Annotated in this window: 21 protein-coding genes; 18 read left to right on the forward strand and 3 right to left on the reverse strand. The window is 39.2% G+C overall.

What is annotated here, in order from left to right; all coding sequences use genetic code 11:
- The first annotated feature begins 7 nt into the window (after nucleotides 1-7).
- The 6 genes from ACQKN3_RS15445 (at nucleotide 8) to ACQKN3_RS15470 (ending at nucleotide 7,223) form a co-directional block, all read left to right on the forward strand.
- Entirely contained in the window at nucleotides 8-1,183 is a 1,176-nt protein-coding gene (locus tag ACQKN3_RS15445) for a CamS family sex pheromone protein (RefSeq protein ID WP_251690798.1), read from the forward strand.
- A gap of 292 nt (nucleotides 1,184-1,475) precedes the next feature.
- Nucleotides 1,476-1,766, forward strand: a complete 291-nt coding sequence (gene gatC, locus ACQKN3_RS15450) for an Asp-tRNA(Asn)/Glu-tRNA(Gln) amidotransferase subunit GatC (protein ID WP_079523753.1) — start codon at nucleotides 1,476-1,478, stop codon at nucleotides 1,764-1,766.
- 17 nt (nucleotides 1,767-1,783) lie between these two features.
- Nucleotides 1,784-3,247: an Asp-tRNA(Asn)/Glu-tRNA(Gln) amidotransferase subunit GatA gene (gene gatA / locus ACQKN3_RS15455; protein ID WP_251690797.1), complete on the forward strand. Its 1,464-nt coding sequence runs from the start codon at nucleotides 1,784-1,786 to the stop codon at nucleotides 3,245-3,247.
- Nucleotide 3,248: 1 nt separating this feature from the next.
- Nucleotides 3,249-4,694: an Asp-tRNA(Asn)/Glu-tRNA(Gln) amidotransferase subunit GatB gene (gene gatB / locus ACQKN3_RS15460; protein WP_251690796.1), complete on the forward strand. Its 1,446-nt coding sequence runs from the start codon at nucleotides 3,249-3,251 to the stop codon at nucleotides 4,692-4,694.
- A gap of 468 nt (nucleotides 4,695-5,162) precedes the next feature.
- Nucleotides 5,163-6,335: an N-acetylglucosamine-6-phosphate deacetylase gene (gene nagA, locus ACQKN3_RS15465; protein ID WP_427713042.1), complete on the forward strand. Its 1,173-nt coding sequence runs from the start codon at nucleotides 5,163-5,165 to the stop codon at nucleotides 6,333-6,335.
- A 15-nt stretch (nucleotides 6,336-6,350) separates the two neighbouring features.
- Nucleotides 6,351-7,223 carry a GNAT family N-acetyltransferase gene (locus ACQKN3_RS15470; protein WP_251690794.1) on the forward strand — a complete coding sequence of 291 codons (873 nt, stop codon included), beginning with the start codon at nucleotides 6,351-6,353 and terminating at the stop codon, nucleotides 7,221-7,223.
- A 43-nt stretch (nucleotides 7,224-7,266) separates the two neighbouring features.
- Here ACQKN3_RS15470 and ACQKN3_RS15475 read toward each other — a convergent pair whose 3' ends face one another.
- A complete protein-coding gene (locus ACQKN3_RS15475; protein WP_251690793.1) occupies nucleotides 7,267-8,163 on the reverse strand; it encodes an alpha/beta hydrolase in 897 nt (298 codons plus the stop codon).
- Nucleotides 8,160-8,777, reverse strand: a complete 618-nt coding sequence (locus tag ACQKN3_RS15480; RefSeq protein WP_427713046.1) for a YesL family protein — start codon at nucleotides 8,775-8,777, stop codon at nucleotides 8,160-8,162. Before ACQKN3_RS15480 ends, ACQKN3_RS15475 begins: the two co-directional genes overlap by 4 nt.
- Nucleotides 8,778-8,946: 169 nt before the next feature.
- Here ACQKN3_RS15480 and ACQKN3_RS15485 point away from each other — a divergent pair, with 169 nt between their 5' ends.
- The 4 genes from ACQKN3_RS15485 (at nucleotide 8,947) to ACQKN3_RS15500 (ending at nucleotide 12,918) form a co-directional block, all read left to right on the forward strand.
- Nucleotides 8,947-10,254 carry a sugar ABC transporter substrate-binding protein gene (locus ACQKN3_RS15485; protein WP_251690791.1) on the forward strand — a complete coding sequence of 436 codons (1,308 nt, stop codon included), beginning with the start codon at nucleotides 8,947-8,949 and terminating at the stop codon, nucleotides 10,252-10,254.
- A gap of 69 nt (nucleotides 10,255-10,323) precedes the next feature.
- A complete protein-coding gene (locus tag ACQKN3_RS15490) occupies nucleotides 10,324-11,241 on the forward strand; it encodes a carbohydrate ABC transporter permease (RefSeq protein ID WP_251690790.1) in 918 nt (305 codons plus the stop codon).
- 24 nt (nucleotides 11,242-11,265) lie between these two features.
- Nucleotides 11,266-12,069, forward strand: coding sequence for a carbohydrate ABC transporter permease (locus ACQKN3_RS15495; protein ID WP_251690789.1), 804 nt, complete (start codon nucleotides 11,266-11,268; stop codon nucleotides 12,067-12,069).
- A gap of 9 nt (nucleotides 12,070-12,078) precedes the next feature.
- On the forward strand, nucleotides 12,079-12,918 hold the full coding sequence (locus tag ACQKN3_RS15500) for a Gfo/Idh/MocA family oxidoreductase (RefSeq protein WP_251690788.1): 840 nt from the start codon (nucleotides 12,079-12,081) through the stop codon (nucleotides 12,916-12,918).
- Here ACQKN3_RS15500 and ACQKN3_RS15505 read toward each other — a convergent pair.
- A complete protein-coding gene (locus ACQKN3_RS15505) occupies nucleotides 12,912-14,204 on the reverse strand; it encodes a transcriptional regulator (protein WP_427713051.1) in 1,293 nt (430 codons plus the stop codon). The genes ACQKN3_RS15500 and ACQKN3_RS15505 overlap by 7 nt on opposite strands.
- An 83-nt stretch (nucleotides 14,205-14,287) precedes the next feature.
- Here ACQKN3_RS15505 and ACQKN3_RS15510 point away from each other — a divergent pair, with 83 nt between their 5' ends.
- The 8 genes from ACQKN3_RS15510 (at nucleotide 14,288) to ACQKN3_RS15545 (ending at nucleotide 23,204) form a co-directional block, all read left to right on the forward strand.
- Entirely contained in the window at nucleotides 14,288-15,304 is a 1,017-nt protein-coding gene (locus tag ACQKN3_RS15510; RefSeq protein ID WP_251690786.1) for an NAD-dependent epimerase/dehydratase family protein, read from the forward strand.
- Nucleotides 15,305-16,384: a dihydrodipicolinate synthase family protein gene (locus tag ACQKN3_RS15515; RefSeq protein WP_427713055.1), complete on the forward strand. Its 1,080-nt coding sequence runs from the start codon at nucleotides 15,305-15,307 to the stop codon at nucleotides 16,382-16,384.
- Nucleotides 16,353-17,366, forward strand: coding sequence for a zinc-dependent alcohol dehydrogenase (locus ACQKN3_RS15520; protein ID WP_251690784.1), 1,014 nt, complete (start codon nucleotides 16,353-16,355; stop codon nucleotides 17,364-17,366). The genes ACQKN3_RS15515 and ACQKN3_RS15520 overlap by 32 nt, the downstream gene beginning before the upstream one ends.
- Nucleotide 17,367: 1 nt before the next feature.
- Nucleotides 17,368-18,420, forward strand: coding sequence for a Gfo/Idh/MocA family protein (locus ACQKN3_RS15525; RefSeq protein WP_251690783.1), 1,053 nt, complete (start codon nucleotides 17,368-17,370; stop codon nucleotides 18,418-18,420).
- Between the two features lie 10 nt (nucleotides 18,421-18,430).
- Nucleotides 18,431-19,060 carry a peptide ABC transporter substrate-binding protein gene (locus ACQKN3_RS15530; protein ID WP_251690782.1) on the forward strand — a complete coding sequence of 210 codons (630 nt, stop codon included), beginning with the start codon at nucleotides 18,431-18,433 and terminating at the stop codon, nucleotides 19,058-19,060.
- Entirely contained in the window at nucleotides 19,057-20,031 is a 975-nt protein-coding gene (locus tag ACQKN3_RS15535; protein WP_251690781.1) for a Gfo/Idh/MocA family protein, read from the forward strand. The genes ACQKN3_RS15530 and ACQKN3_RS15535 overlap by 4 nt, the downstream gene beginning before the upstream one ends.
- Nucleotides 20,032-20,105: 74 nt before the next feature.
- Nucleotides 20,106-21,629 carry a hypothetical protein gene (locus ACQKN3_RS15540; RefSeq protein ID WP_427713058.1) on the forward strand — a complete coding sequence of 508 codons (1,524 nt, stop codon included), beginning with the start codon at nucleotides 20,106-20,108 and terminating at the stop codon, nucleotides 21,627-21,629.
- Nucleotides 21,630-23,204 carry an FAD-dependent oxidoreductase gene (locus ACQKN3_RS15545; protein ID WP_427713060.1) on the forward strand — a complete coding sequence of 525 codons (1,575 nt, stop codon included), beginning with the start codon at nucleotides 21,630-21,632 and terminating at the stop codon, nucleotides 23,202-23,204.
- Nucleotide 23,205 lies beyond the last annotated feature (1 nt).

The following is a 23,205-nucleotide window of genomic DNA, read 5'->3' on the forward strand; positions in this document are numbered from 1 at the left end:
TGCTCTCATGAAACGTTATCGCTGGATACCTGCGGTAATTGTAGCGGCGATGTTGTCAGCGTGTGCACCAAACCTTACACCTGATACAGAACTGACGCAAGAATCAGATACAGAACAAGCTGTGGAAACAACAATTATCCCGAACATGCAAATAAACGATAAATTTTATCGCGTATTGATTCCTTATAAGGAAAGTGCAAGTCGTGGTTTAGTTGTTTCCAATATTTATACGAAGTACGATATGAAGGAAGTCGAAACAGGCTTAATGCGTATTTCGCAAAATCATTTCGATACGGAAAACTATTATTTCCAGGAAGGTCAGTATTTAGATGAGAATACATTGAAATACTGGTTAGCCCGTCCAAATCAAACAGAAGACAAAGGACCGGAGTACCAAGGTCTAAACCCGTCAAGTGTGGATGAGGCGACAGGCAAGGAAATGGATCCGACTGTAAAAGCGACAGAAGCACCCGTTTATTTGGCACATATTGTGGAACAAAACTATTTAACAAAAACAGATGAGAACAAAGTAAAGCTGGCTGGTGTTTCAATCGGTTTAGCGTTAAATTCAGTTTACTATTATCAAAAAGAGCAGTATGGGGAATTTTTTGAACAAAAAATTCCTGATGCAAAAATAGAAGCAGAAGGTAAAAAAATAGCGCAGGAAGTGATCAATCGTTTGCGTGCCCGTCCGGAGCTGGCAGATGTTCCGATTGTCATTGGTTTATTTAAACAAGCTGAAAGAAATGCGATTGTACCGGGGACATATACTGACTATAACTTCGCGGATAAAGGAAAAACAGAATTGGGTGAGTGGAAAGCAATCGATGAAAAATACGTTACTTTCCCGATGAGTTCGCCGGATGATGTATACCGTGACTTGAATACGAACTTCCAAAACTTCAAGCAGGATGTCGACAAATATTTCTCGAACTTCACGAGTGTGTTTGCCACTGGATTTTATCAAAACAAAAAAGTTCAGAAGCTTGATATCGAAATCCCGATCCAGTTTTACGGAACGGCTGAAATTACAGGATTTACACAGTATTTGACCGGTTTAATGCTTAATCATTTACCTCTTGACCTGTATATTTCGGTGAGTATTACTTCTGTTAACGGACCGGAAGTGCTAATTATTAAAGAACCGAATGAAGATAAGCCTTTTGTTCATATTTATGAGTAAAATCCCCCGGAAAATACCATACTTTTACGAGTGTGGTATTTTCTTTTTGCACAGGATTTCTACTTCACTACGTTAATGCGTTAATTTGGCGAAAAATCGTCATAAGTGGGGGATTGTTTGCTGGATTTTTTCCTAAAGCGGAGATTTTTACAAGGAAAAATGTTATCATTATGGGCATGGTTTATGTAGAATCAGCGGGTATCCAAAACAATCACTGACTCCACATATAGACCCGGCGGATGATCCGATTTTGCCGAGGTATATTTGATTCGATAACTTGGAGGTGTAACAAATGGCAAACATTTCGAAAGAAGAAGTAAAACACGTAGCACACTTAGCTCGCCTTGCTATTACAGAAGAGGAAGCAGAGAAATTTGCTGAACAACTAGGGAAAATTACTGATTTCGCAGAGCAGTTAAATGAACTAGATACAACAAATGTAGAACCGACTTCACATGTTTTACCTTTAGTGAACGTACTTCGCGAGGACGTAGCAAAAGAAGGCTTACCTCTTGAAAAAGTAATGCTGAACGTAAAAGAACAAGAAGCAGGTCAAATTAAAGTACCATCAATTATGGAGTAATAGGAGGAACCACTCGCATGACAGTATTTGAGCGCACATCAGCACAATTGCAAGAGAGCTTAAAGTCGGGTGAACTAACAATTGCGGATTTAACAAAAGAAGCGTTTGACCGCATTGAAAAGTTGGACGGCGAAGTACAAGCTTTCTTAGCATTAAATAAAGAACAAGCAACTGCAAAAGCAGCTGAGTTAGATCAAGTTCCTTTTGAGGAGCGCGGTCCATTATTCGGTATGCCGATTGGCGTAAAGGATAACATCGTAACAGAAGGATTGGAAACAACTTGTGCTTCTAAAATTCTGGAAGGCTTTATGCCAATTTACGATGCAACAATCGTAAAAAAATTACGTGATGCAGGCATGGTCACTGTTGGTAAATTGAACATGGATGAGTTCGCAATGGGTTCTTCTAACGAAAACTCTGCTTATAAAACAACTAAAAACCCATGGAACCTTTCGCATGTGCCAGGTGGTTCTTCAGGTGCATCTGCAGCAGCAGTTGCAGCGGGTGAAGTACCATTTTCACTAGGTTCTGATACGGGTGGATCAATCCGTCAACCAGCAGCTTACTGTGGTGTTGTAGGAATGAAACCTACATACGGTCGTGTATCTCGTTTTGGTTTAGTTGCATTCGCATCTTCTTTAGACCAAATCGGACCAATTACACGCAATGTAAAAGACAATGCATTATTACTTGAAGCAATCTCAGGTGTAGACGAAATGGATTCTACTTCTGCAGATGTGCCAGTACCAAACTATGCAGCCGCTTTAGACGGTAATATTAAAGGCTTAAAAATTGCTGTACCAAAAGAATTCCTAGGTGAAGGCGTTGGCGAAGCAGCAAAACAGTCAGTGCTTGATGCATTGGAAGTATTGAAAGGCCTAGGTGCTACAGTAGAAGAGGTATCTTTACCACACTCTAAATATGCATTAGCAGCATATTACATTCTTTCTTCATCAGAAGCATCTTCAAACCTTTCTCGTTTCGATGGTATTCGTTACGGCTACCGTTCAGAAAACGCGAAAAACTTATTAGAGCTATACAAACAATCTCGTGCTGAAGGTTTCGGCGATGAGGTGAAACGTCGTATTATGCTTGGAACATATTCTTTATCAGCTGGTACGTATGATGCTTACTACAAAAAAGCACAACAAGCACGTACTTTAATTAAAGCCGATTACGACAAAGTGTTCGAAAACTACGATGTAATCATTGGGCCAACTGCACCAACACCAGCATTCGCTATTGGCGCAAACATTGATGATCCATTGACAATGTACGCAAACGATATTTTAACAATTCCAATCAACTTAGCAGGTGTACCGGCAATTTCAGTTCCATGCGGTTTTGAAAACGGATTACCATTAGGTTTACAAATTATTGGTAAGCATTTCGATGAAGAAACACTTTACCGTGTGGCATATGCTTATGAGCAACAAACAGATTTTGCTAAACAAACTCCAGCATTATGGGAGGTAAAATAAAATGAACTTTGAAACAGTCATTGGTTTAGAGATTCACGTTGAGTTAAAAACAAACTCAAAAATCTTCTCTAGCAGTCCAAACCACTTTGGTGCGGAACCAAACACAAATACAACAGTAATCGACCTTGGTTATCCAGGCGTTTTACCAGTATTAAATAAACAAGTAGTAGATTACGCTATGCGTGCTTCTTTAGCATTAAACATGGACATCGAACAAGAAACTAAGTTCGACCGTAAAAACTACTTCTATCCAGATAATCCGAAAGCTTACCAAATTTCACAATTTGATAAGCCAATCGGTAAAAACGGTTGGGTAGAAATCGAAATTCCAGCTAAAGGTGATACACCAGGCTATAAAAAGAAAATCGGTATTACTCGTCTTCACATGGAAGAAGATGCTGGTAAATTAACGCATGCTGACGGCTATTCTTTAGTGGATTTAAACCGTCAAGGTACACCATTAGTTGAAATCGTTTCTGAGCCAGATATCCGCACTCCGGACGAGGCATATGCTTATCTAGAAAAAGTAAAATCAATCATTCAATATACAGGCGTTTCTGACGTACGTATGGAGGAAGGTTCTCTTCGTTGTGATGCGAACATTTCAATCCGTCCATACGGTCAAGAAGAGTTCGGTACAAAAACTGAGCTTAAAAACTTAAACTCATTCAACTTTGTACGTCGTGGTTTAGAGCACGAAGAAATCCGCCAAGCAGAAGTATTAATGGCTGGTGGCGTTATCGAGCAGGAAACACGCCGCTTTGATGAGAAAACAGGTAAAACAATCCTTATGCGTGTTAAAGAAGGTACAGATGATTACCGTTACTTCCCAGAGCCCGACTTAGTGCGTCTTTCAATTTCTGATGAATGGGTAGAGCGCGTACGTAACGAGATTCCAGAATTACCGGATGCTCGTAAAGCACGTTATGTTTCTGAATTAGGTTTAAATGATTATGATGCAAACGTACTCGTAGTAAACAAAGAGATTTCTGATTTCTTTGATGCAACTGTAAATGCAGGTGCTGATGCGAAATTATCAGCTAACTGGTTGATGGGTGATATTTCTGCATACTTAAATGCAGAACAAAAAGAGTTGAAAAATACAGCTCTAACACCGGAAAACTTAGCAGGTATGGTGAAATTAATTACGGACGGTACAATTTCTTCTAAAATCGCGAAAAAAGTATTCACTGAGTTAGTAACAAACGGTGGAGACGCAGCGAAAATCGTGAAGGAAAAAGGCTTAGTTCAAATTTCTGATCCGGAAGTAATTCGTGGTTTCGTAACAACTGTTCTTGATAATGATGCAAAATCAGTAGAAGACTTCAAAGCTGGTAAAGACCGTGCGATTAAAGCACTTCTTGGCCAAATTATGAAAGCTTCTAAAGGTCAAGCAAACCCACAATTAACAAACCAAATCTTAATGGAAGAAATTAATAAACGTTAATTTTTTTCTTAGAAGAGGGTAGGACATAACCAAAAAATGCTATTTTTCTCTATGAGAAAAATAGCATTTTTTTGCTGAGCGTTAAAAATTGATTTCCATTCCGGGACGCTTTCTGCGGGCACGGCCTTACACGAACGTCTCAGGCATCGGTGCTCCTGTCGCTACGCTTTCGTCGCAAAATAAATTTTTGCTGTTCCCGCAGGAAGCTTTGCTTGTAGCGAAAGGCGTAGCCGTCAGCTGGTATTTTAACAGTGCGAAAGGTGATACCGTCAGCACGAACACTCGCCCTTCATTCCAATCAATTTTCCAAAATATCCGTTTCTTAATAAAGAGTTTTGTATTTATCCAAATATAATTCTACTTCTATCCCCATCTCTTTGTATTTTTAAAAAGGAATTTTCTTGAAAATTGGCAAGTATAGGCTAATAATGGGGAATATAAAAGGCGAGGTAGAGGAGGGAAATGTTCATGGAAAAAACATGGTGTATTGGACCACTCCAAATTGTCCGGGAACAGCGGATAGAGGAAGATTGTTATGCTGTTATTGAAGGCAAAAAAATAGTCCGGTTTTGTAAAAAAGACGAATTACCTGTACAAATCGATTTTGTGGAAACAAAGGCAGCGTATAAAATGATGCCGGGAATGATTGACCAGCATATTCACGGAATGTCCGGTGCTGATGTTATGGACGGAACTGAAAGCAGTCTAAATACGATCAGTATGGCACTTGCAAAATACGGGGTGACTACCTTTTTAGCAACAACGATGACTGCGGCAGATACACAAATCGAGCATGTTGTACAATCGATTGCCAATACAAAGAACAATGTTAAAGGTGCCAAAATTGCCGGCATACATTTAGAAGGTCCTTTCATTAACCCGATTCAAAAAGGGGCACAGTCCGATCAGTTTATAATAAAGCCTTCTGTAGAAATATTTGACCATCTAAATGAGTCTTCCCAAAACGAAATTAAACTAATTACACTAGCAGCTGAGTTAGATGAAGGCCATAAGCTTGCAACATATTTAAAAAATAAAGGGATTGTAGCATCGATTGGTCATTCTGATGCCAAATACACTGAGACAAAGGCATTGCTAGAACAACAGCTTATTCAGAATGCCACTCATTTTTGCAATGGGATGAGGCCAATCCATCACCGGGAGCCAGGCTTGCAGGTCGCTTTACTGCAAAGTGAGTGTATGTTGGAAATTATTGCTGACGGCTTTCATATTCACTCGGACATGATTCGCTTTATTTACGATACGATTGGTGAGGACCGAATGATATTAATATCAGACAGTATGCGGGCAACCGAATTAGCAGACGGTATTTATGATTTAGGTGGACAACAAGTTCGGGTAGAAGAGGGCTTGTGTAAATTAGTCGGAAGTGATGCGCTTGCGGGAAGTACGCTCAATTTAAATAAGTCCAGAAAGAATATGAAAGAGTGGCTCGGACTATCAGATGTGACACTGGCTAAGCTGACTTCAACAAACAGTGCAAAATTGTTAGGGTTATATGAAGAAAAAGGGTCAATTGAAATTGGCAAAGATGCTGATTTTTATATTGTAAATGAAAAAGAGGATGTTGTATTAACTGTTTCAGAAGGAAAGATTATTTATGAAAATAGTAAGATTTAAAAAGGAGGGGTGGAAATGAATTTCATTAAAGGAGAGGCTGTGCGCCTTAACCCCGAGCTGAAAAAAAGTTTCTTTAAACTGGCAAACGATACTTTTGGTCTGGATTTCGAACAATGGGATGAGCAAGGGTATTGGAACGATACATATTGTCCCTATGTGTTTGAAGAGGATGGCGAAATAGTGGCCAATGTTTCTACAAGTATCGGGACGATGATTTTGGATGGCAGGCAGTATAAAGCTGTTCAAATCGGGACTGTTATGACAAATCCAAAATTCCAAGGGAAAGGATTGTCCCGTCAACTTATGGAAAAGGTGATGGAAGATCATGTGAGTGCACATATCATATACCTGTTTGCAAATAAAACTGTATTGGGCTTTTATCCGAAGTTCGGTTTTGAAACACGTATACAATCTACATTTACTGTGGATAAAAAAGATATTGAAACGGTTCATACTGAAGTGAAGAAAGTGAACCTGGATGATAAGCCTACAAGAAATGTATTTTATGAAACAACGGTGTTTAGAAAACCAGTCAGTCAGAAAATGAGTATGGTTCAAAATGAAAATATCGTGATGTTCCATGCATTGATGCAATATCGGGACTGTATTTATTATGTTCCTAAGTATCAGGCATTCGTCATTTTGAATGTAACAAGCGATTATGCTGAGTTAATCGATGTGATTTCTAAAGAGCAGGTTGATGTACAGGAAATACTCGGTTGCTTACCGATTCAATCCGAAAAAATCAGACTGTGCTTTACACCGGATAATTTAAAGATTCCTGTCATGCAAGATTTGCTCATCGATGAGGGAGCAATGTTTGTTAAAAATCAAAAAGATATTATGTATCCGAATAATTTGCTCTATCCATATAGTGGTTTGGCATAAAAAAATAGAGATCCGTAAAATCCTGCGGGTCTCCATTTTGCGGTTACTTCAATAATTTTAATGTAATATCCAAAAGCCGTTTTTTAGCTTTACGGGCAATTGGTATTCCCTCCAAGTCGAATCCGTGTGTACATCCTTGGTAAATATCAAATTGAACTTGTACACGGGACTGCTGTAGTTTATCCACAAATTCACATACTTCTTCGTAAAATAAATCGTGCGTTCCGATAAACGTATATACCGGCGGAAGCCCTTCAACATTTGCATAAAAAGGCGATGCATAAGGTGGGATGTTTTCACGATCCGGTAAATAAGCAAGCCAACTTTTTCTGTTTTTTTCGGCATTCCAAATAGCAGGTGAGGTAAATTTCTTATGAAATGACCTTTCATTTGCATCAAGCATCGGATACAACGGTAAAACCGCCGCGATTTTTGGCCCTTTTTCATCTCGGGCTTTTAATGCTACGGCCAATGCTAAGTTTCCCCCGGCACTGGCGCCACTTACGATAATTTTCGTTAGATCTATATTCAGATCGCCTGCATGTTCACTTAGCCACTTTAATAGCTCATACCCGTCGTTTAAAGCAGCAGGGTAAGGGTTTTCCGGAGCGAGCCGATATTGCGGGAGGAACACTACCGCTTGGAAGTTATGTACAAAATCTGTTACATAAGGTAAGCTGTCATCCGGACTGCCGAACACCATACCCCCGCCATGAAACCAAATAAAGCCCGGCATATTTTGTACTGCATTCTTCGGCTGTATCCGGATGACTCGTATATTTCCTATCATCATTTCTTCGATTAAACAATTTTCAAGTTGGTAGTTTTGCTCGGAATAATGGATAAATGTTCTGTTCATGATCAGTTGCTCGAATGTACGAGAATTTTTTAATTTACGATCAATACTTTCAACGAGTTCAGGGTGCAGTCCATTCATCATGTTACAGCCTCCGATACTTTCCGTGGTTCAATTTTCTTAAAGGAACGCAGAGAGAATTTCATAACGAACCAACTAAGCACACTCCCTGCAAATAAAGGAATTGCCCCCGGCATAATATTGAAAATGCCATAGATCAATATGATACATAACGCATTTAAAATGACCGTGAAAGGTGAAGTGATCGTAAATAAAAATGCTTGTTTGATTATTGCCAAAAATGCTAAATCAAAATGTACATACACTGGAAAGAAGAAAAATAAAGTTCCAAAAATTAAAAAGGCAATGATAAAAGTTGGTATGAGAAGGAATGATAAAGAATCCACCATATAAATCGCATAAAAGTCGATTGCTAAAATCAGCACAATAATATAACTAATTACCGCATATCCATTACCTCTAAGCCACTCGGTTTTATAGACTTCCCAAAATGTTTTTGTAATCGGCTTCTCAATATTAAGAAGAAATTGTCTTGTAATTGTAAATAAAGCAATCGTCGCCGGAAATATTCCGAAAACAAAAAGTCCAGTCGCAGAAAAAAATAGCCATAGAAAATTCAAGTAAATTATTTTTAATAGCTTTACACCAAAATCGTAAAACCCGTCCCAAAATGTCATAAAGTTAATAACCCCCTTGTCTTTATTATAAAATAAAAAATCTGAAAAATCGTACAATTTAAATTAAGGTCTTTTAATGGACTTGAGTTCCTCCTAAATTTTTTGTAGTCTGGAAAAAATAGCTATTTCGCTATTTTATACAAAGGAAAAATAAAAAGGGGGATGGGTTATGAGTAATACAATTTTTAAAAAGTTGGGACTGCTATTTTTAGTATTAGTGCTTTCTGTTGTAATGGCTGCATGCAGCGAAGATGAAACGACATCAACAGATGCGGATACAAATACGGACAATGGAAGCGCTAACACAGATTCAGAAGAATCTTCAGGATTATCAGGTGAAATCACAGTTTGGGCACACCCTTATACAGATGGCTCAACAGGTGAAGGAGATATGTGGAAAACATTTGCATCGGATTTTGAAGCTGAAACAGGTGTAAAGGTAAACTTCGAACAAATTCCATGGGCAAATCGTGACCAAAAAATCTTAACGGCTTTAGCGGCAGGTCAAGGTCCGGACGTATTCTATGTAATTCCTGACCAAATGCCACAATATGCAGAACAACAATTAATTTTAGATATATCGCAATATGTTACAGATGAAGATTTAAGCGGTTTTGTACCAACTGCTATCGAAGCAACAAGTTGGAAAGGCAAACAGTACGGAATGCCAATTTTACAAACAGCGGAGTCATTAATTTATAACAAAGATATTTTAACGGAGTTAGGGGTAGATGAAAACAGCCTTCCGACAACATGGGATGAATTCAAAGCTTTAGCTGAGAAAGCTAAAGCAGCTGGTTATTATGCATTCTCCTATGCTGGTGGAGGTTCTTTAAATAACACGCTTTATCCATTTTTATGGCAAGCTGGCGGTAATGTAATTGATGAAGAAAACAACATCTTAATTAACAAGCCTGAAGCGGTTAAGTCATTTGAATTAATTAACGAAATGTATACAAAGGGCTGGATTCCGCAAGATTCAATTACAGCGCTTGATCATGACTCACTTTACTTCGGCGGAAAGTTATTAGCTGTAAATGGTTCTGGTATTTCGGTAAACCGTTTATTAGCTGAGAAGCCATTTGAGTTTGTTATTGCTCCACCATTAAAAGATGCAGAGCAATTAACTTACGGTACTGTTGGTATGTTTGTAGGTTCGGCGATTTCTAAAAATCCTGAAGCCGCAGCAGAGTTCATGAAGTATATTACAAATACAGATAACCAACGTACATTCAACAATATTACACAATATATCCCGACACGTGATGAAGCGAAGGATATTTTTGATTCACAACAATACATGGCTCAATTAGCAGGCTACACAGAGTATGCGAAGCCAGGTGTGATTCACCCAGAAGGGCGTAATATTATGCCTTTAGTTCAAGCAGAAATTCAAGCAATGTTAGAAGGTAAACAATCTCCTCAGGAAGCTGCAGATAAAGCGGCAGACGCAATTGATAAGGTAATTAACAAATAATTTTAAAGGAGAGTTTGGTCGTGAAGATCAAACTCTCTCATTACTTCAAGTACAGAAAGGGTGAGGCATGTGACCTCTACAACTTCTAAACAATCACTTAGTGCACGAATTAAGAGGGAGTTAAACAAAAATCTATTAGTCTATGTCGTGCTCGTTCCCGTAATAATTCATTTTCTTATTTTTCAAATCTATCCATTTGCTTTAAGTTTTTATTTAACGTTTCATGACTGGAAAATTATTGGGGACCCTGAGTTTGTCGGGTTAAAACATTGGAAAAGTTTGTTTGATGATGAAATCGCTTGGAAAGCAATATGGAATACAGTTAAGTTTTCCATCTATTATATAGTTCCAACAATGGCGCTTGGCCTAATTTTAGCAGTAATCATTAATTCAGGAGTTAAATTTTCAGGGTTTTTTAAAGGATTGTTTTTCTTACCTGTTGTTACATCATTCGTAATTATTGCAGGTATTTGGGGATGGTTATTCCGCGGTACAGAAGATGGTTTTATAAACTATTTAATCGGTTTTGTCGGAATCAACCCACAGCTGTTTTTATCCAGTTCATCACAGGCGCTTCTCGTCTTGGCAGGATTAAGTATTTTTAAAGTAGCGGGTACAACGATGATTTACTATTATGCGGGACTACAATCCATCGACCGTCAATTGTATGAAGCGGCTCGGATTGATGGTGCAAGTCCATGGAAGATCTTCTGGAAAGTTACATTCCCGATGTTAAAGCCTATTCACTTTTACGTGGCAATTACAACAACGATTGGTTCATTCCAAATTTTCGACTCTGCGTTCTTGTTAACGAATGGGGGACCGAACTACTCAACAACGACCATCGTGTATTACTTATATCATCAAGGGTTTACAAGCTTGAACTTGAGCTATGCAGCAGTCTTATCGTATGTGTTATTCTTTATCATTTTAATTATCTCGTTAATACAACGTAAATATATCGGGAAAGATCCAAATTATTATTAAGCTGGTGCGGGAAGGAGCAGATAAATGAAAAAAGTAATCTCTTATACAGCATTAGCAATATTAGCAATCATTTTTATAATGCCGTTCATCATCATGGTGTTCGGTTCATTAAAAGAAGTGAAACAGGCACAAATTGATCCGCTGTTTTGGCTGCCGACCAATCCATCAATCCAAAACTATATAACAATTTTTACGAATGGGATTTTTATACGATGGATCTGGAACTCTATCGTTATAACTGTCATTCCTGTTATTACTCAAATGCTTTTTGCGGCATTGCTCGGTTATATATTTGCTAAAAAGCAATTTTGGGGTAAAGAGGCAATCTTCTGGATTTTCATGGCAGTCATCATGATTCCTCAACAGTTATTTATTATTCCCAAATATATTATGTTCGCCGACTTTGGATGGATTAATACATATTGGGCATTAATTGTACCTGAATTATGGGCAATCATGGGTGTATTTTTAGTACGACAATTTTTACAGGGAATACCGAAAGATTTGGAAGAGGCTGCCTATATTGACGGGGCGAATGACTGGCAAATCTTCTTCAAGATTATTTTGCCGCTATCATTCCCAGTAATTGCGACAGTAGGAACTTTTGCTTTTATTTCAAACTGGAATGACTTATTCCAGCCGTTAATTTATTTAACAAATGAAAAGATGTTTCCAGTTACAGTTGGTCTTGCCTCGATGCTCGGAAAAGAAGGGAACTTCGGTGTCGAAATGGCAGGTGCAACAATTTCATTCATACCGACATTTTTAATATTTATTTTCTTCCAACGTTATTTTACAGAAGGAATTACAATGTCAGGTATTAAGTAGGGGGCTTCTATGAAAATAGGTATGATCGGAGCAGATTCAACCCATGCAGTCGCGTTCAGTGAAAGGCTACAGAAAAAAGGTCATGAGCTATTCGCATATCGGGGTGGATCTACAATTGAAATAAGTAGAAACCGAATTGAACGAGTTTCAGCGGAGTTGCATATAAGAGGAATTCCTTTTATAAAAACACTACAGGAACTGGCAGACATTTGTGATGCGTTTATCATTACATCGGTTGATGCCTCACAACATTTCGAGCAATTTGCAGTCTTGGCTGCTTCTGAAAAACCTATTTTTATCGATAAACCATTGGCACAAAATTACGAGCAGGCCATTTCCATTATGGAACTAGCCAATGAAAAGGGAACACCTTTGATGAGCTGCTCTGCTTTACGCTTTGCTGAAGAAATTCAACTGGCAAAATCTAAAAAGAGCATTGAGGCAGTGGACATCATAACTCCACTGCCGATGCTGCAGGAATTCGACTATTACTATTATGGCATACATGCAGTGGAAATGATCAGTGCGTTAAAAGGAACATCTTTCAAAGACATAGCCGTTACCTTTAATGATCAGCAACACTTTATCTCATTAACATATCAGGATGGGACAGTATCTTCAATTAGAGGGTACTTGCAGCATCGTCAAAGTTTTCAATTTGTAACACATACTCAGCAGCAAAGTGAATGGTTTGAAATTGCTGAAGGAGATGTCCGATTTTATGATCGCCTGATTGATGCAATAGAGCAATTTTTTATAGAGAAAAAAAGTCACATTGATCTCACCGACACATTGCAGACAATCAAACTATTAGATCAGATAAAGCATATTGCCAGCACAACTTACTGATTCTTTATATCTTCTAAAAACTGAATATAATAGATGCGTTTAGGACGTCCTCGGTGAGCTACCTTTTCCTCGCCGATAATATCAACTAGTCCGGCATCCAGCCATTTTAGCAGTATCCGATTTGCGCTTCGTAACGTGATATTCAATGTTTGAGCAAGTTCTTCGGCCGTATAAATAAACTTTTGATGCTTCATAATGCGACCCATTAATTTGGATATATAGGAAGCGGACATACCGGCTTTTTCCGCCCGCTCCAATAATTTTAAATCTGTTATGACTAACGGGTACTGTTCATAGTTAATAAAAACGGTCGTATCGATTGGACCGATCACACTATTATCTTCACGCACGATATAACAAAGGTTTGGTCCGTTTTCATTTGCCTGATAGAGAGCCTGTTTGGCATGACGACCGGAATCATTTGCATTGATTCCAAAGCCGACACCGATTGTGCAATTAATTTTCAGCTCTTCTTTAAAGCGGGAAAGCAGCGGCAAATGTTTGTACCCTAATGTTTCGCGCTCAAATTGTCCACGGGTCGTAATAAAACTATATTGTAATGGATTCAGCATGATTAAATGACCATCCATTTGTTGTGTGAACTGCTGAAGTATTTGTTCCACTTTCGACTGTTCTTGTTTAGCAATCAATTCAAATTGAATCAAACCGTATACAATTTGACTTTCTTTGTTTTGTCGCCCTTTAGAGGCCAATAATACCCGTTCAAAAGCAACAATCAATTCTTGCTTTGTCGGAATTAAATAACGACATTCGATATTATGTTCACTTAATGATTCATAGACAGAGGCAATCGTAGTAACCGGAAAATAGCCTTGTTCAGCATGTTTTATATGATTTTCCAATATGGAATCAACCGTTTCGCCTTCAGAAAACACATAGTCGATTTTATGATGTAACTGATGTGTAATCGACAAGATGGTACTTTGTTGTAAAAAGTCAAAACAATACTGCTTCTGTTCATTTTGTATTTTATGGGTTAATAGCAATTCATATAGCTGAAGCGCTCTACTATTAATCTGATAAAGCTGCAAAGATGAATCATAGAATTTCAATTGCTGAAAAATATAAGGATCTGCTGCGACAAGCATTTCGTATTCATATATAAATCGCTGTAGCTCGTCCGTCATTATAAAGTCTTGTGTTAAAAAATAATGTGGTTGGATATTAGGGAATCCACGTAATGCTTCTTTAATTGTATCCTGCAAAATTTCAGGAACAATAATCCCTACTAAACTTTGTGAGGTATACGGAAGTGCCTTATTCATTATGTCTGTGCCTCCAAAAATCCATATTAATATAATTTTACAGAAAGATGTAAGAATATTCAATTTATAAAGGGGTGACCGCAATGCAAACGGTACAACAATTAGAAGAATTTATGACAAAACCTTCTGCTGCATTAGTAGAGGATATAAAAAAAATTGATGGTGATATTTTGATTTTAGGAATTGCAGGAAAGATGGGTCCTACTTTAGCAAAAATGGCGAAGCGTGCTGCTGAAGAAGCGGGGATCGAGAAACGGATCATCGGTGTGGCCAGATTTTCAAATAAAGAAATGAAAGAAGAGCTGGAATCTGCAGGGATTGAAACAATTACTTGTGATTTAATGGATGAAGAGCAACTCGCTCAGTTACCGGATATACCGAATATCATTTTCATGGCGGGAAATAAATTCGGTACAGTTAATAACGAACACTTCACATGGGCGATGAATACATACGTACCAGGTCGTGTGGCAGATAAATTTAAAAACTCAAATATCGTCGTATTTTCTTCAGGCAATATTTATCCATTTACTCCTGTAACAGCGGGCAATTGCGGAGAAGATGTAACACCGGTTCCCGTTGGTGAATATGCAATGTCCACATTAGGAAGAGAACGTATTTTTACGAATTTCTCCAATCGCTTTCATACAAAAATGCTTATGTTCCGTTTAAATTATGCGATTGATTTACGATACGGGGTTTTATTGGAAGTTGCAAAATCCGTCTACAATAATGAGCCGGTTGATGTCACGATGGGCAGTGTCAATGTCATCTGGCAAGGGGATGCAAACGAATACGCGATTCGCTCGCTAATACATTGCGAATCACCTGTAAAAATTCTGAATGTAACAGGGCCGGAAACATTGTCTGTTCGCTGGCTGGCGAAGGAGTTTGCAAAACGCTTTAATAAGGAAGCTATAATTATAGGGGTGGAACAGGAAACAGCATTATTAAATACAGCGGCCCATGCCCATAAATTATTTGGCTATCCCCGTGTATCCATTGAGCAAATGCTTGATATGGTTGCAAATTGGGTGGAATTAGATGGTGCCACATTAAATAAACCAACGCATTTCCAAGAGCGAAAAGGGGCGTTTTAAATGAATGAAGCTGTAAAAAAAGCATTGTTTGACGGTGCGTTTATTCCGGCGCATCCATTAGCGTTAAACGAAGACAAATCGTTGGATGAAGTAAGTCAGCGTGCCTTGACGAAATATTATATTGAAGCTGGTGTCGGGGGCTTGGCAGTTGGTGTTCATACGACACAATTTGAGATTCGTGATCCCCAATTCAACTTGTATGAGCGTGTTCTTTCAATTGCAATAGATGAAATGAAGAAAGCGAATGTTCCGGAATCCTTCATTAAAATAGGTGGTGTTTGCGGTCCGGTAGAGCAGGCGAAAAATGAAGCGACAATTTTAAAATCTCTTGGCTATGATTTAGCTTTACTAAGTATGGGAGGACTCCAACATTTATCAGAAGCGCAGTTATTGGAGCGAACGAGAGAAGTTGCCAAAATCATTCCTGTAGTTGGTTTCTATTTACAGCCATCAGTAGGCGGCCGTGTATTCACATACAAGTTTTGGCATGAACTTGCCAATATAGAAAATGTATATGCAATTAAAATGGCGCCTTTTAATCGCTATCAAACATTAGATGTCGTTCGGGCTGTAAGCAATAGCGACCGCCGGGATGAAATCGCTCTTTATACAGGAAATGACGATAATATTGTCATTGATCTATTAACTGAATATGCATTTACGATTAATGGTGAAACCGTTAAAAAGAAAGTGGTTGGCGGCTTGTTGGGGCATTGGTCAGTATGGGCAAAAACTGCCGTTCAATATTTTGAAGAGATTAAGGCAGCTAGAGATAAAGCACAAATTGATGCAAGCTGGTTAACAAAAGCCACCGAAGTGACAGATGCGAATGCGGCTTTCTTCGACCCGGCACATGCCTTTAAAGGGAGCATTGCAGGGATCAATGAAGTATTGACGAGACAAGGATTGTTAAAAGGAAACTGGTGTCTGGCAGACCACGAAGTATTAAGTGAAGGTCAAGCCGATGAAATAACTCGAGTTTATAAAATGTATCCGCATTTAAATGATGATGTATTTGTTAAACAAAATTTAGCAAAGTGGAAATCAGGTGAGAAGAGTGAAAGCTTTACAAGCACATGATGGTGTCGTGAAAATAGCTGAAATCGATCAACCCGAGCTTTTTGCAACAGGGGTATTAGTAGAGACCTATTATACTGCTGTTTCACCAGGGACTGAACGGTTATTAATTGAAGGAAGCAAACAAGGGGTACGCCAGCTTGGTTATAGCGCTGTTGGGAAAGTGAAGGGAATTGGTCAAAGTGTTACAACCGTCCAAGTAGGTGATATCGTTGCTTGCTACGGTGCACCTTATGTTGGGCATATGGAGCAGCTTGTTGTACCGGAAATATTAGTAGCTAAATGTTCTGCAGAAGTTTTGCCAAAGCACGCGGCATTCGCAGCACACGGTACGATTGCCATTCACGCAATACGTCAAGGACAACTGCAGTTCGGTGAATCGGTTGTAGTTATCGGGTTAGGAGTACTTGGCCAAATGATTGCAAAGATTTGCGCAGCAGCAAGTTATGACGTCATCTGCTATGAACCTAATGAAAAAAGAGCAGAAATGCTGAAAGGTACACCGGGCATTGAAATTTTTTCGGATTTAAAAGAAATGGAACAGCATATTGTGGATTATACGAAAGGGCATGGTGTAGATGCTGTTCTATTATGTGCTGGTGGCAAACAATCTGAAACAACTCCCCGTAGCCTTGAGTGGGTTCGTAAGCAAGGCAGAATTGTTATTGTCGGTGATGTAGAACCACAATTTAATCGTGAACAATTGTTTATAAAGGAAGCGATCATTACGATTTCAAGAGCTGGCGGACCAGGCCGTTATGATGCTCGCTATGAAAGAGAAGCGATTGACTACCCGTATCATTATGTTCGCTGGACGGAAGGGCGCAACCTGGCAGCCTATATTCGTTTACTGGAACGAAAGGCGATCGATGTTTCTGACTTTGTGCAACTGGAAATTCCTTTTGAAAATTCAGCCGGTGTGTATGACATATTAGAGAGCAGTGAGGCATTGACCGCCATCATTGAATATTCGGGAGGGAATTAACATGTTAAAGGTTGGTGTAATTGGAGGAGGATCTATTTCCGAGTATCATTTAAAACCTTATTTCGAACATCCCAATGTAGAGATTGTTGCGATTTGTGATAGTGATGAACGAAGACTGAAAGCTTTAGGCAAAAAATACTGTGTAGAGAACTTATATTTAAAAGTAAGTGAGTTCCTTGCGAACGAGGAAATTGATGCAATCAGTATCTGTACCTGGAATAACTCCCATGCAGAAATTGCAATTCAGGCACTCCAAAAGAACAAGCATGTTCTACTTGAAAAACCATTAAGTTTAACGCTTGATGAAGCTTATGCAGTTGAAGCTGCGGTAAAGGAATCGAATAAGATTTTACAAGTTGGATACGTACGCCGATTTGCAACAAATGTAGGGGTACTTAAAAAGTTTATTGATGCAGGTGAACTGGGCGAAATTTATTATGCGAAGGCTTCATGCATACGCCGATTAGGCAATCCGGGCGGCTGGTTCAGTGATATTAAAAAATCCGGTGGCGGGCCTTTAATTGATTTAGGAACGCATATGATCGACCTTTGCTGGTATTTAATGGGGAAACCAAAGCCGATTTCAGTTTCAGGTAATACGTACAAAAAGTTAGGAAATCGCGCCCATGTTGAAAACTTATCTTTCTATAAGGCGGCGGATTATGACGCTGAGCATAATGATGTTGAAGATCTTGCGAATGCGCTCATTCGTTTTGAAAATGGTGCTTCTCTCTATGTGGATGTAAGTTTTACACTACATGCAAAACAGGATGAAGTATCCGTAAAACTTTATGGTGAAAATGGCGGTGCCGAAGTAGAACCGGAACTGGCCATTATAAAAGAGCAGCATGAAACAATTTTAAATATTACACCACAAATCGATTTGTTAAGTTTCGATTTCGCAGGTTCATTCATCAACGAGATCAATCATTTTGTGGATTGCTGTATTAATAATGTGCAGCCTATTTCTACAGTGGAAGACGGGGTTGAAGTGACGAAAATGTTGGCGGCAATTTATGAATCGGCTGCAACAAATCAAGAAATAAAATTGTAGGTGATTACTAGTGAAAATCGTATTGGAAAAAGACCGGAAGCTACTTATGCACTCTCCGCTGTATCGTTTTACAAACGAGAACAGTGAAGAGGCTAATACCGTAACAATTTTGCAACAGCCTGCAGCAGATGCCTATAAGCCATTCTCGATTTCTGATAAACAAGGCTGGATTTACTTCGATTTATGGTCGTATTCATTTGCCATTCAATTACATGAAGTGTTGAAAGCACATGATACGGTAAAAGGCGTCCTTCGACTGCGAAGAACGACGAATAATTTCTCGTATATAGAAGAAGATATCCTTGCTTTATCGGAATGGTTTGGAACCGTTCGAAACGTATCGGTACGTTCGAATGAAATTGGAGAAAATCATTATACGATCGTTCTGTGTGAATTCGGAGAATCGATTATGGCCCATTTAGAATACCGGACGGGTCACGATCGGATTGAACTTGAATGGAGCAGCCATCTGCATATTGCAGAGTTTGATAGTTTACAAATGACGAGTGACACAGACAACAATCGAAACCTGTTCAAAAATATAGATGCAGTTCATCAGTATGCGGTTCGATGGAATGATGCTTATGATGAAAGACTGGCTGCTGTTAGACTGCTCCTGCAACGAGGTGAACTGCGATGAACATTGGCATTATGAGCTTTGCACATATTCATGCTACTAGCTATGCAAAGGCAATTCAGCGTATCCCCGGTACGAAATTAACAGCTATTTTTGATACGGATACAACGAGAGGTATGCATGCGAGCAAGCAATATGATGTACCATTTTTTACAGATATGAATGTATTTTTAGCAGAGGATATCGATGTTGTGCTTATTTGCAGTGAAAATGTGTTTCATAAAGAAATGGTAATTGCGGCAGCGAACGCAAAAAAACATATTTTATGTGAAAAACCGATTGCTACAAATATTGATGATGCAAAAGAGATGATCGATGTATGTAAAGAAAACGGTGTGCAACTGTCAATCGCTTATCCGGTCCGCTACAGTGCACCTATCCGAGATTTGAAAGCAGCCATTGATGCAGGTGAACTTGGAGAAATCGTTGCAATCCGTTCTACTAACCGCGGGCAAAACCCGGGCGGATGGTTTGTCGATGAGGGGTTGGCAGGTGGTGGTGCGGTATTGGATCATACCGTCCATATGGTTGATATTATGCGCTGGTATATGAACAGCGAAGCAAAGGAAATTACAGCATTTGCGAATAACTATTTTACCGAGCTTGGTACGGATGATGCAGGGATCATGACAATTGTATTTGATAATGGTGTGATTGCTTCACACGATGCAAGCTGGTCACGGTTCCCGGAATTTCCGACATGGGGTGACGTGATGATTGAAGTAATCGGAACGAAAGCAACGCGAAAAGTCGATGTGTTCAACGAGAAGCTTAACCTGTATGGGAAAGGCAACAAATCGCTCACACATTTATATAGCGGAAATGATACCGATTTTGATTTAATTGTCGACTTTCTAAATTCAATTCAGCATCAAAAGCAACCGCTTATTTCCGGTTATGATGGATTGAAATCTTTAGAAATAGCGTTGGCAGCATATGAGTCAAATTACAAAAAGCAAGCAGTAAAACTATAGGACAATTCAAAGGATACTCGTAACGGGTATCCTTTTCGTTAAACCGGAGCAATTAACGAAAGGGAATGATGCAGATGAACAAACTAAAAAGTTATAAAAATGAAATTGAACAATTTGCATTTGAAGAACTAGAACGCTTTTATACGGGGGATAAACAAGTCATTTTTGAACAGTTGAATCCATTGGGAAATGGTGATGAATATGTAATTAATTACACTGAAAATAACTATGTGATTCGCGGGAATACAAGTCGTTCCTTGTTGTACGGGGTGTATAAACTGATTGAAAAGGTAGAAGGGCTTGTATTTTTGGAGTTGGAGAATGAGAAAAAAATTGGTATTCAAGGGCTGACAAGTACCTATGAAGGAAAACCGAAATTCAGTCGTAGAGGAAATGTATTTGAAACAATCGATGACATCCCTTTTTTAAAGAGGATGCTAGATGTTGGTACGAAAAACGGACTAAATGAAGTGTTCTTTACATTTTTCCTATGGGATGAAGTAAAGGAGGCGCTATTGCCGGAAATAAAAAAGCGTGGGATTGATGTCACGTTAGGCGGGCACAGTTTACGTTATTTATTGGCAAAGGCAAAAGGAGTTAGCGTTTCCGGAAAGGCTGCTGCTGATGGGGCGGTAAATGACTTAGTTGGAGAGGAAACAGAATTTACAGCGGCCAATGCGCTAAAAAATCATGACTTTTTACAGGATGAAAAAGCTCAGCAATCAGTCATCGAAGTAATCGTATCTTACTGTGAAGCAGAACCCGTTATTCGACGGATTTCACTCTGGCCGGAAGATGTGGGAGCAAAAGGTGAAGAAGCAAAGCTCTTTTTAACTCAATATATGGCTTTCACCGAAAAGCTACAGCAAGCATTAACTGGAGCAGGTTTACAAGTTGAAGTAGAGCATATCGTCTATAATGCCGGTCTAAGTTGGGAAATGCTTGAGCGCAAAGAACAGCAGGTAAGTACAGCCAATGTTTTATATGCATATTGGGGACGTAATTATGCACACAGTTATGAATCAGAACGTGATGAGCGTGCATGGGATAGCCTGATGGATTGGCGCAGTGCAACTGACAAACAGATTACAGTTTTTGAATATTACAGTGACCACTTCATGCTAAGTGAACTTTTCCCGCTATTATTTAAACGAATAACGACAGATATAGAGAATTATAAAAAAACAGGCTGTGATGGAATGGTCAATTTAGTCGTGCCACTTCATAAACTCGCAAAGGCTCAGCCACATATGGAGCAATACGATTATCAGCAGTACCAGCAATTAAATAATGTCGTATTTGCAAGGTCGCTTTGGGAAGATGTAGAAACTGTTTCGTATTTACTGTCACCGGCCATGCAGCAGCTTGCAGAAGAAATTGAACACATTTTTGCTCAAAACAGTCAGTATAACGCCGTATTTTTCCCAAGCCGTGTTGTAGAGGCCAAAAACCCGGAAATGAAACTTGAAGTACTGGAGTTATTAAATAAAATGGAACAGTTGCTGCAACAGGAGCAAGTAGAGGAACCGCTTCAACAATATGTGGAGTCATTACAGGGAGTCGTTCAGGCTACGAAATCACGTTGGGAGGCTTTATAAATGTGGGAACCGGTTTTTTATTACTGTAAAAAAGAAAAGAGACAACAGCATTATAAGCAGGATGTATTAATATACGGTGCGACACCTGCAGGCATTACAGCAGCAATTACCCTTAAAAAGAAGGGACATGATGTTCGTATTGCTGAATGCAGCCGCTTTGTCGGCGGGATGACGACAAGTGGGTTAGGGGCAACGGACTTAGGTGCTGAACAGGCGCTTGGTGGTTTAGCGAAGCAATTTTATGACGAGATTGCGCACCACTATCGTATCGAAAAATGTGTACGTTTCGAGCCGCATGTAGCAGAACGTATATTTAAAACATGGTTAGAAGAACATGAGATTGATATCCAGACGGAGCAATTTATTGAATCGGTTCTTCTTGAAGACCGGCAAATTCAGCAAATCGTTATGACAGACAGTACAACCTATGAAGCAAAGCAATTTATTGATGCCAGCTATGAAGGTGATCTGCTGGCACATGCAGGGGTTGAATATATTGTAGGAAGAGAAGCAAGCACAGTTTATAAGGAAATTTATAATGGAGTTCAATTTGGTGCACAACATCACAAGTTTGAAAGTTTTATCGATCCGTATATAGAAGAAGGCAATCCGGCAAGCGGACTATTGTATGGAATTTCGGATGAGGTTGTGAAAGAGCAAAATGGTGAAGGTGATCATCGAATTCAAGCTTATAATTTCCGGATGTGTTTAACAAAGGAAAAAAAAGTGCCGTTCCCAAAACCGAATGGATATGAGCGTAATAATTATGCACTGCTGTTACGCTATATAAAGGCAGGGCATTGGGACGCGATGAAGTTACATACCCCATTGATGAATGGAAAAACCGATTTAAATAACCATGGGGCATTTTCTACGGATTTTATCGGAATGAATTATGCTTTCCCAGATGGGGATTATGAATTAAGAGAAAAAATGTATCAGCAGCATGTAACATATGTTGCAGGGCTACTGTACTTTTTAGCCAATGATGAAGAAGTGCCGCTTGTTATTCGTGAAGAAGTGGGACAATGGGGATTGGCGGCAGATGAGTTTACCGATACAGGCAATTGGCCGCGCCAGCTGTATATAAGAGAAGCAAGGCGAATGGTAGGCGAGTATGTTATGACAGAACACAATGCACTAAAACGAGTAATTTGCGAACAACCTATTGCAATCGCATCTTTTCATATGGATTCACATAATTGCCGTCGGATCGTCGTCAATGGGCGAGTAATGAATGAAGGTGATATCCAAGTACCGGTAAAACCATTTATGATCGATTTGCGTTCGCTTTTACCGAAGAAGGAGCATTGTACAAACTTAATTGTTCCTGTGTGCCTAAGTGCTTCTCATATTGCTTATGGTTCAATTCGGATGGAACCGGTATTTATGATGCTCGGGCAAGGGGCAGGTACTGTAGCGGCAATTGCACTGCAGGAAGGGAAACCAGTTCAGGACATTTCATATGAACAAGTAAAACAACAGTTAATAGAACAAGGGCAAGTTGTTGAATGGGATGAAAACTTTTTTGATGATCCGTTACGTCGAATGGAAGAAACATTTGGGGGGAAATAGG

It is taken from the genome of Solibacillus sp. NPDC093137 (genome assembly GCF_050280445.1).
Lineage (GTDB): Bacteria > Bacillota > Bacilli > Bacillales_A > Planococcaceae > Solibacillus > Solibacillus isronensis_B.

What these genes read in the sequence shown, in the direction of transcription:
- ACQKN3_RS15545 (WP_427713060.1), top strand. Translation starts at nt 21,630, where the DNA reads ATGTGGGAACCGGTTTTTTATTACTGTAAAAAAGAAAAGAGACAACAG.
- ACQKN3_RS15470 (WP_251690794.1), top strand. Translation starts at nt 6,351, where the DNA reads ATGAATTTCATTAAAGGAGAGGCTGTGCGCCTTAACCCCGAGCTGAAA.
- gatC (WP_079523753.1), top strand. Translation starts at nt 1,476, where the DNA reads ATGGCAAACATTTCGAAAGAAGAAGTAAAACACGTAGCACACTTAGCT.
- ACQKN3_RS15505 (WP_427713051.1), bottom strand. Translation starts at nt 14,204, where the DNA reads ATGAATAAGGCACTTCCGTATACCTCACAAAGTTTAGTAGGGATTATT.
- ACQKN3_RS15480 (WP_427713046.1), bottom strand. Translation starts at nt 8,777, where the DNA reads ATGACATTTTGGGACGGGTTTTACGATTTTGGTGTAAAGCTATTAAAA.
- ACQKN3_RS15485 (WP_251690791.1), top strand. Translation starts at nt 8,947, where the DNA reads ATGAGTAATACAATTTTTAAAAAGTTGGGACTGCTATTTTTAGTATTA.
- ACQKN3_RS15500 (WP_251690788.1), top strand. Translation starts at nt 12,079, where the DNA reads ATGAAAATAGGTATGATCGGAGCAGATTCAACCCATGCAGTCGCGTTC.
- ACQKN3_RS15535 (WP_251690781.1), top strand. Translation starts at nt 19,057, where the DNA reads ATGAACATTGGCATTATGAGCTTTGCACATATTCATGCTACTAGCTAT.
- gatB (WP_251690796.1), top strand. Translation starts at nt 3,249, where the DNA reads ATGAACTTTGAAACAGTCATTGGTTTAGAGATTCACGTTGAGTTAAAA.
- ACQKN3_RS15540 (WP_427713058.1), top strand. Translation starts at nt 20,106, where the DNA reads ATGAACAAACTAAAAAGTTATAAAAATGAAATTGAACAATTTGCATTT.
- ACQKN3_RS15510 (WP_251690786.1), top strand. Translation starts at nt 14,288, where the DNA reads ATGCAAACGGTACAACAATTAGAAGAATTTATGACAAAACCTTCTGCT.
- ACQKN3_RS15495 (WP_251690789.1), top strand. Translation starts at nt 11,266, where the DNA reads ATGAAAAAAGTAATCTCTTATACAGCATTAGCAATATTAGCAATCATT.
- nagA (WP_427713042.1), top strand. Translation starts at nt 5,163, where the DNA reads ATGGAAAAAACATGGTGTATTGGACCACTCCAAATTGTCCGGGAACAG.
- ACQKN3_RS15525 (WP_251690783.1), top strand. Translation starts at nt 17,368, where the DNA reads ATGTTAAAGGTTGGTGTAATTGGAGGAGGATCTATTTCCGAGTATCAT.
- ACQKN3_RS15475 (WP_251690793.1), bottom strand. Translation starts at nt 8,163, where the DNA reads ATGATGAATGGACTGCACCCTGAACTCGTTGAAAGTATTGATCGTAAA.
- gatA (WP_251690797.1), top strand. Translation starts at nt 1,784, where the DNA reads ATGACAGTATTTGAGCGCACATCAGCACAATTGCAAGAGAGCTTAAAG.
- ACQKN3_RS15445 (WP_251690798.1), top strand. Translation starts at nt 8, where the DNA reads ATGAAACGTTATCGCTGGATACCTGCGGTAATTGTAGCGGCGATGTTG.
- ACQKN3_RS15515 (WP_427713055.1), top strand. Translation starts at nt 15,305, where the DNA reads ATGAATGAAGCTGTAAAAAAAGCATTGTTTGACGGTGCGTTTATTCCG.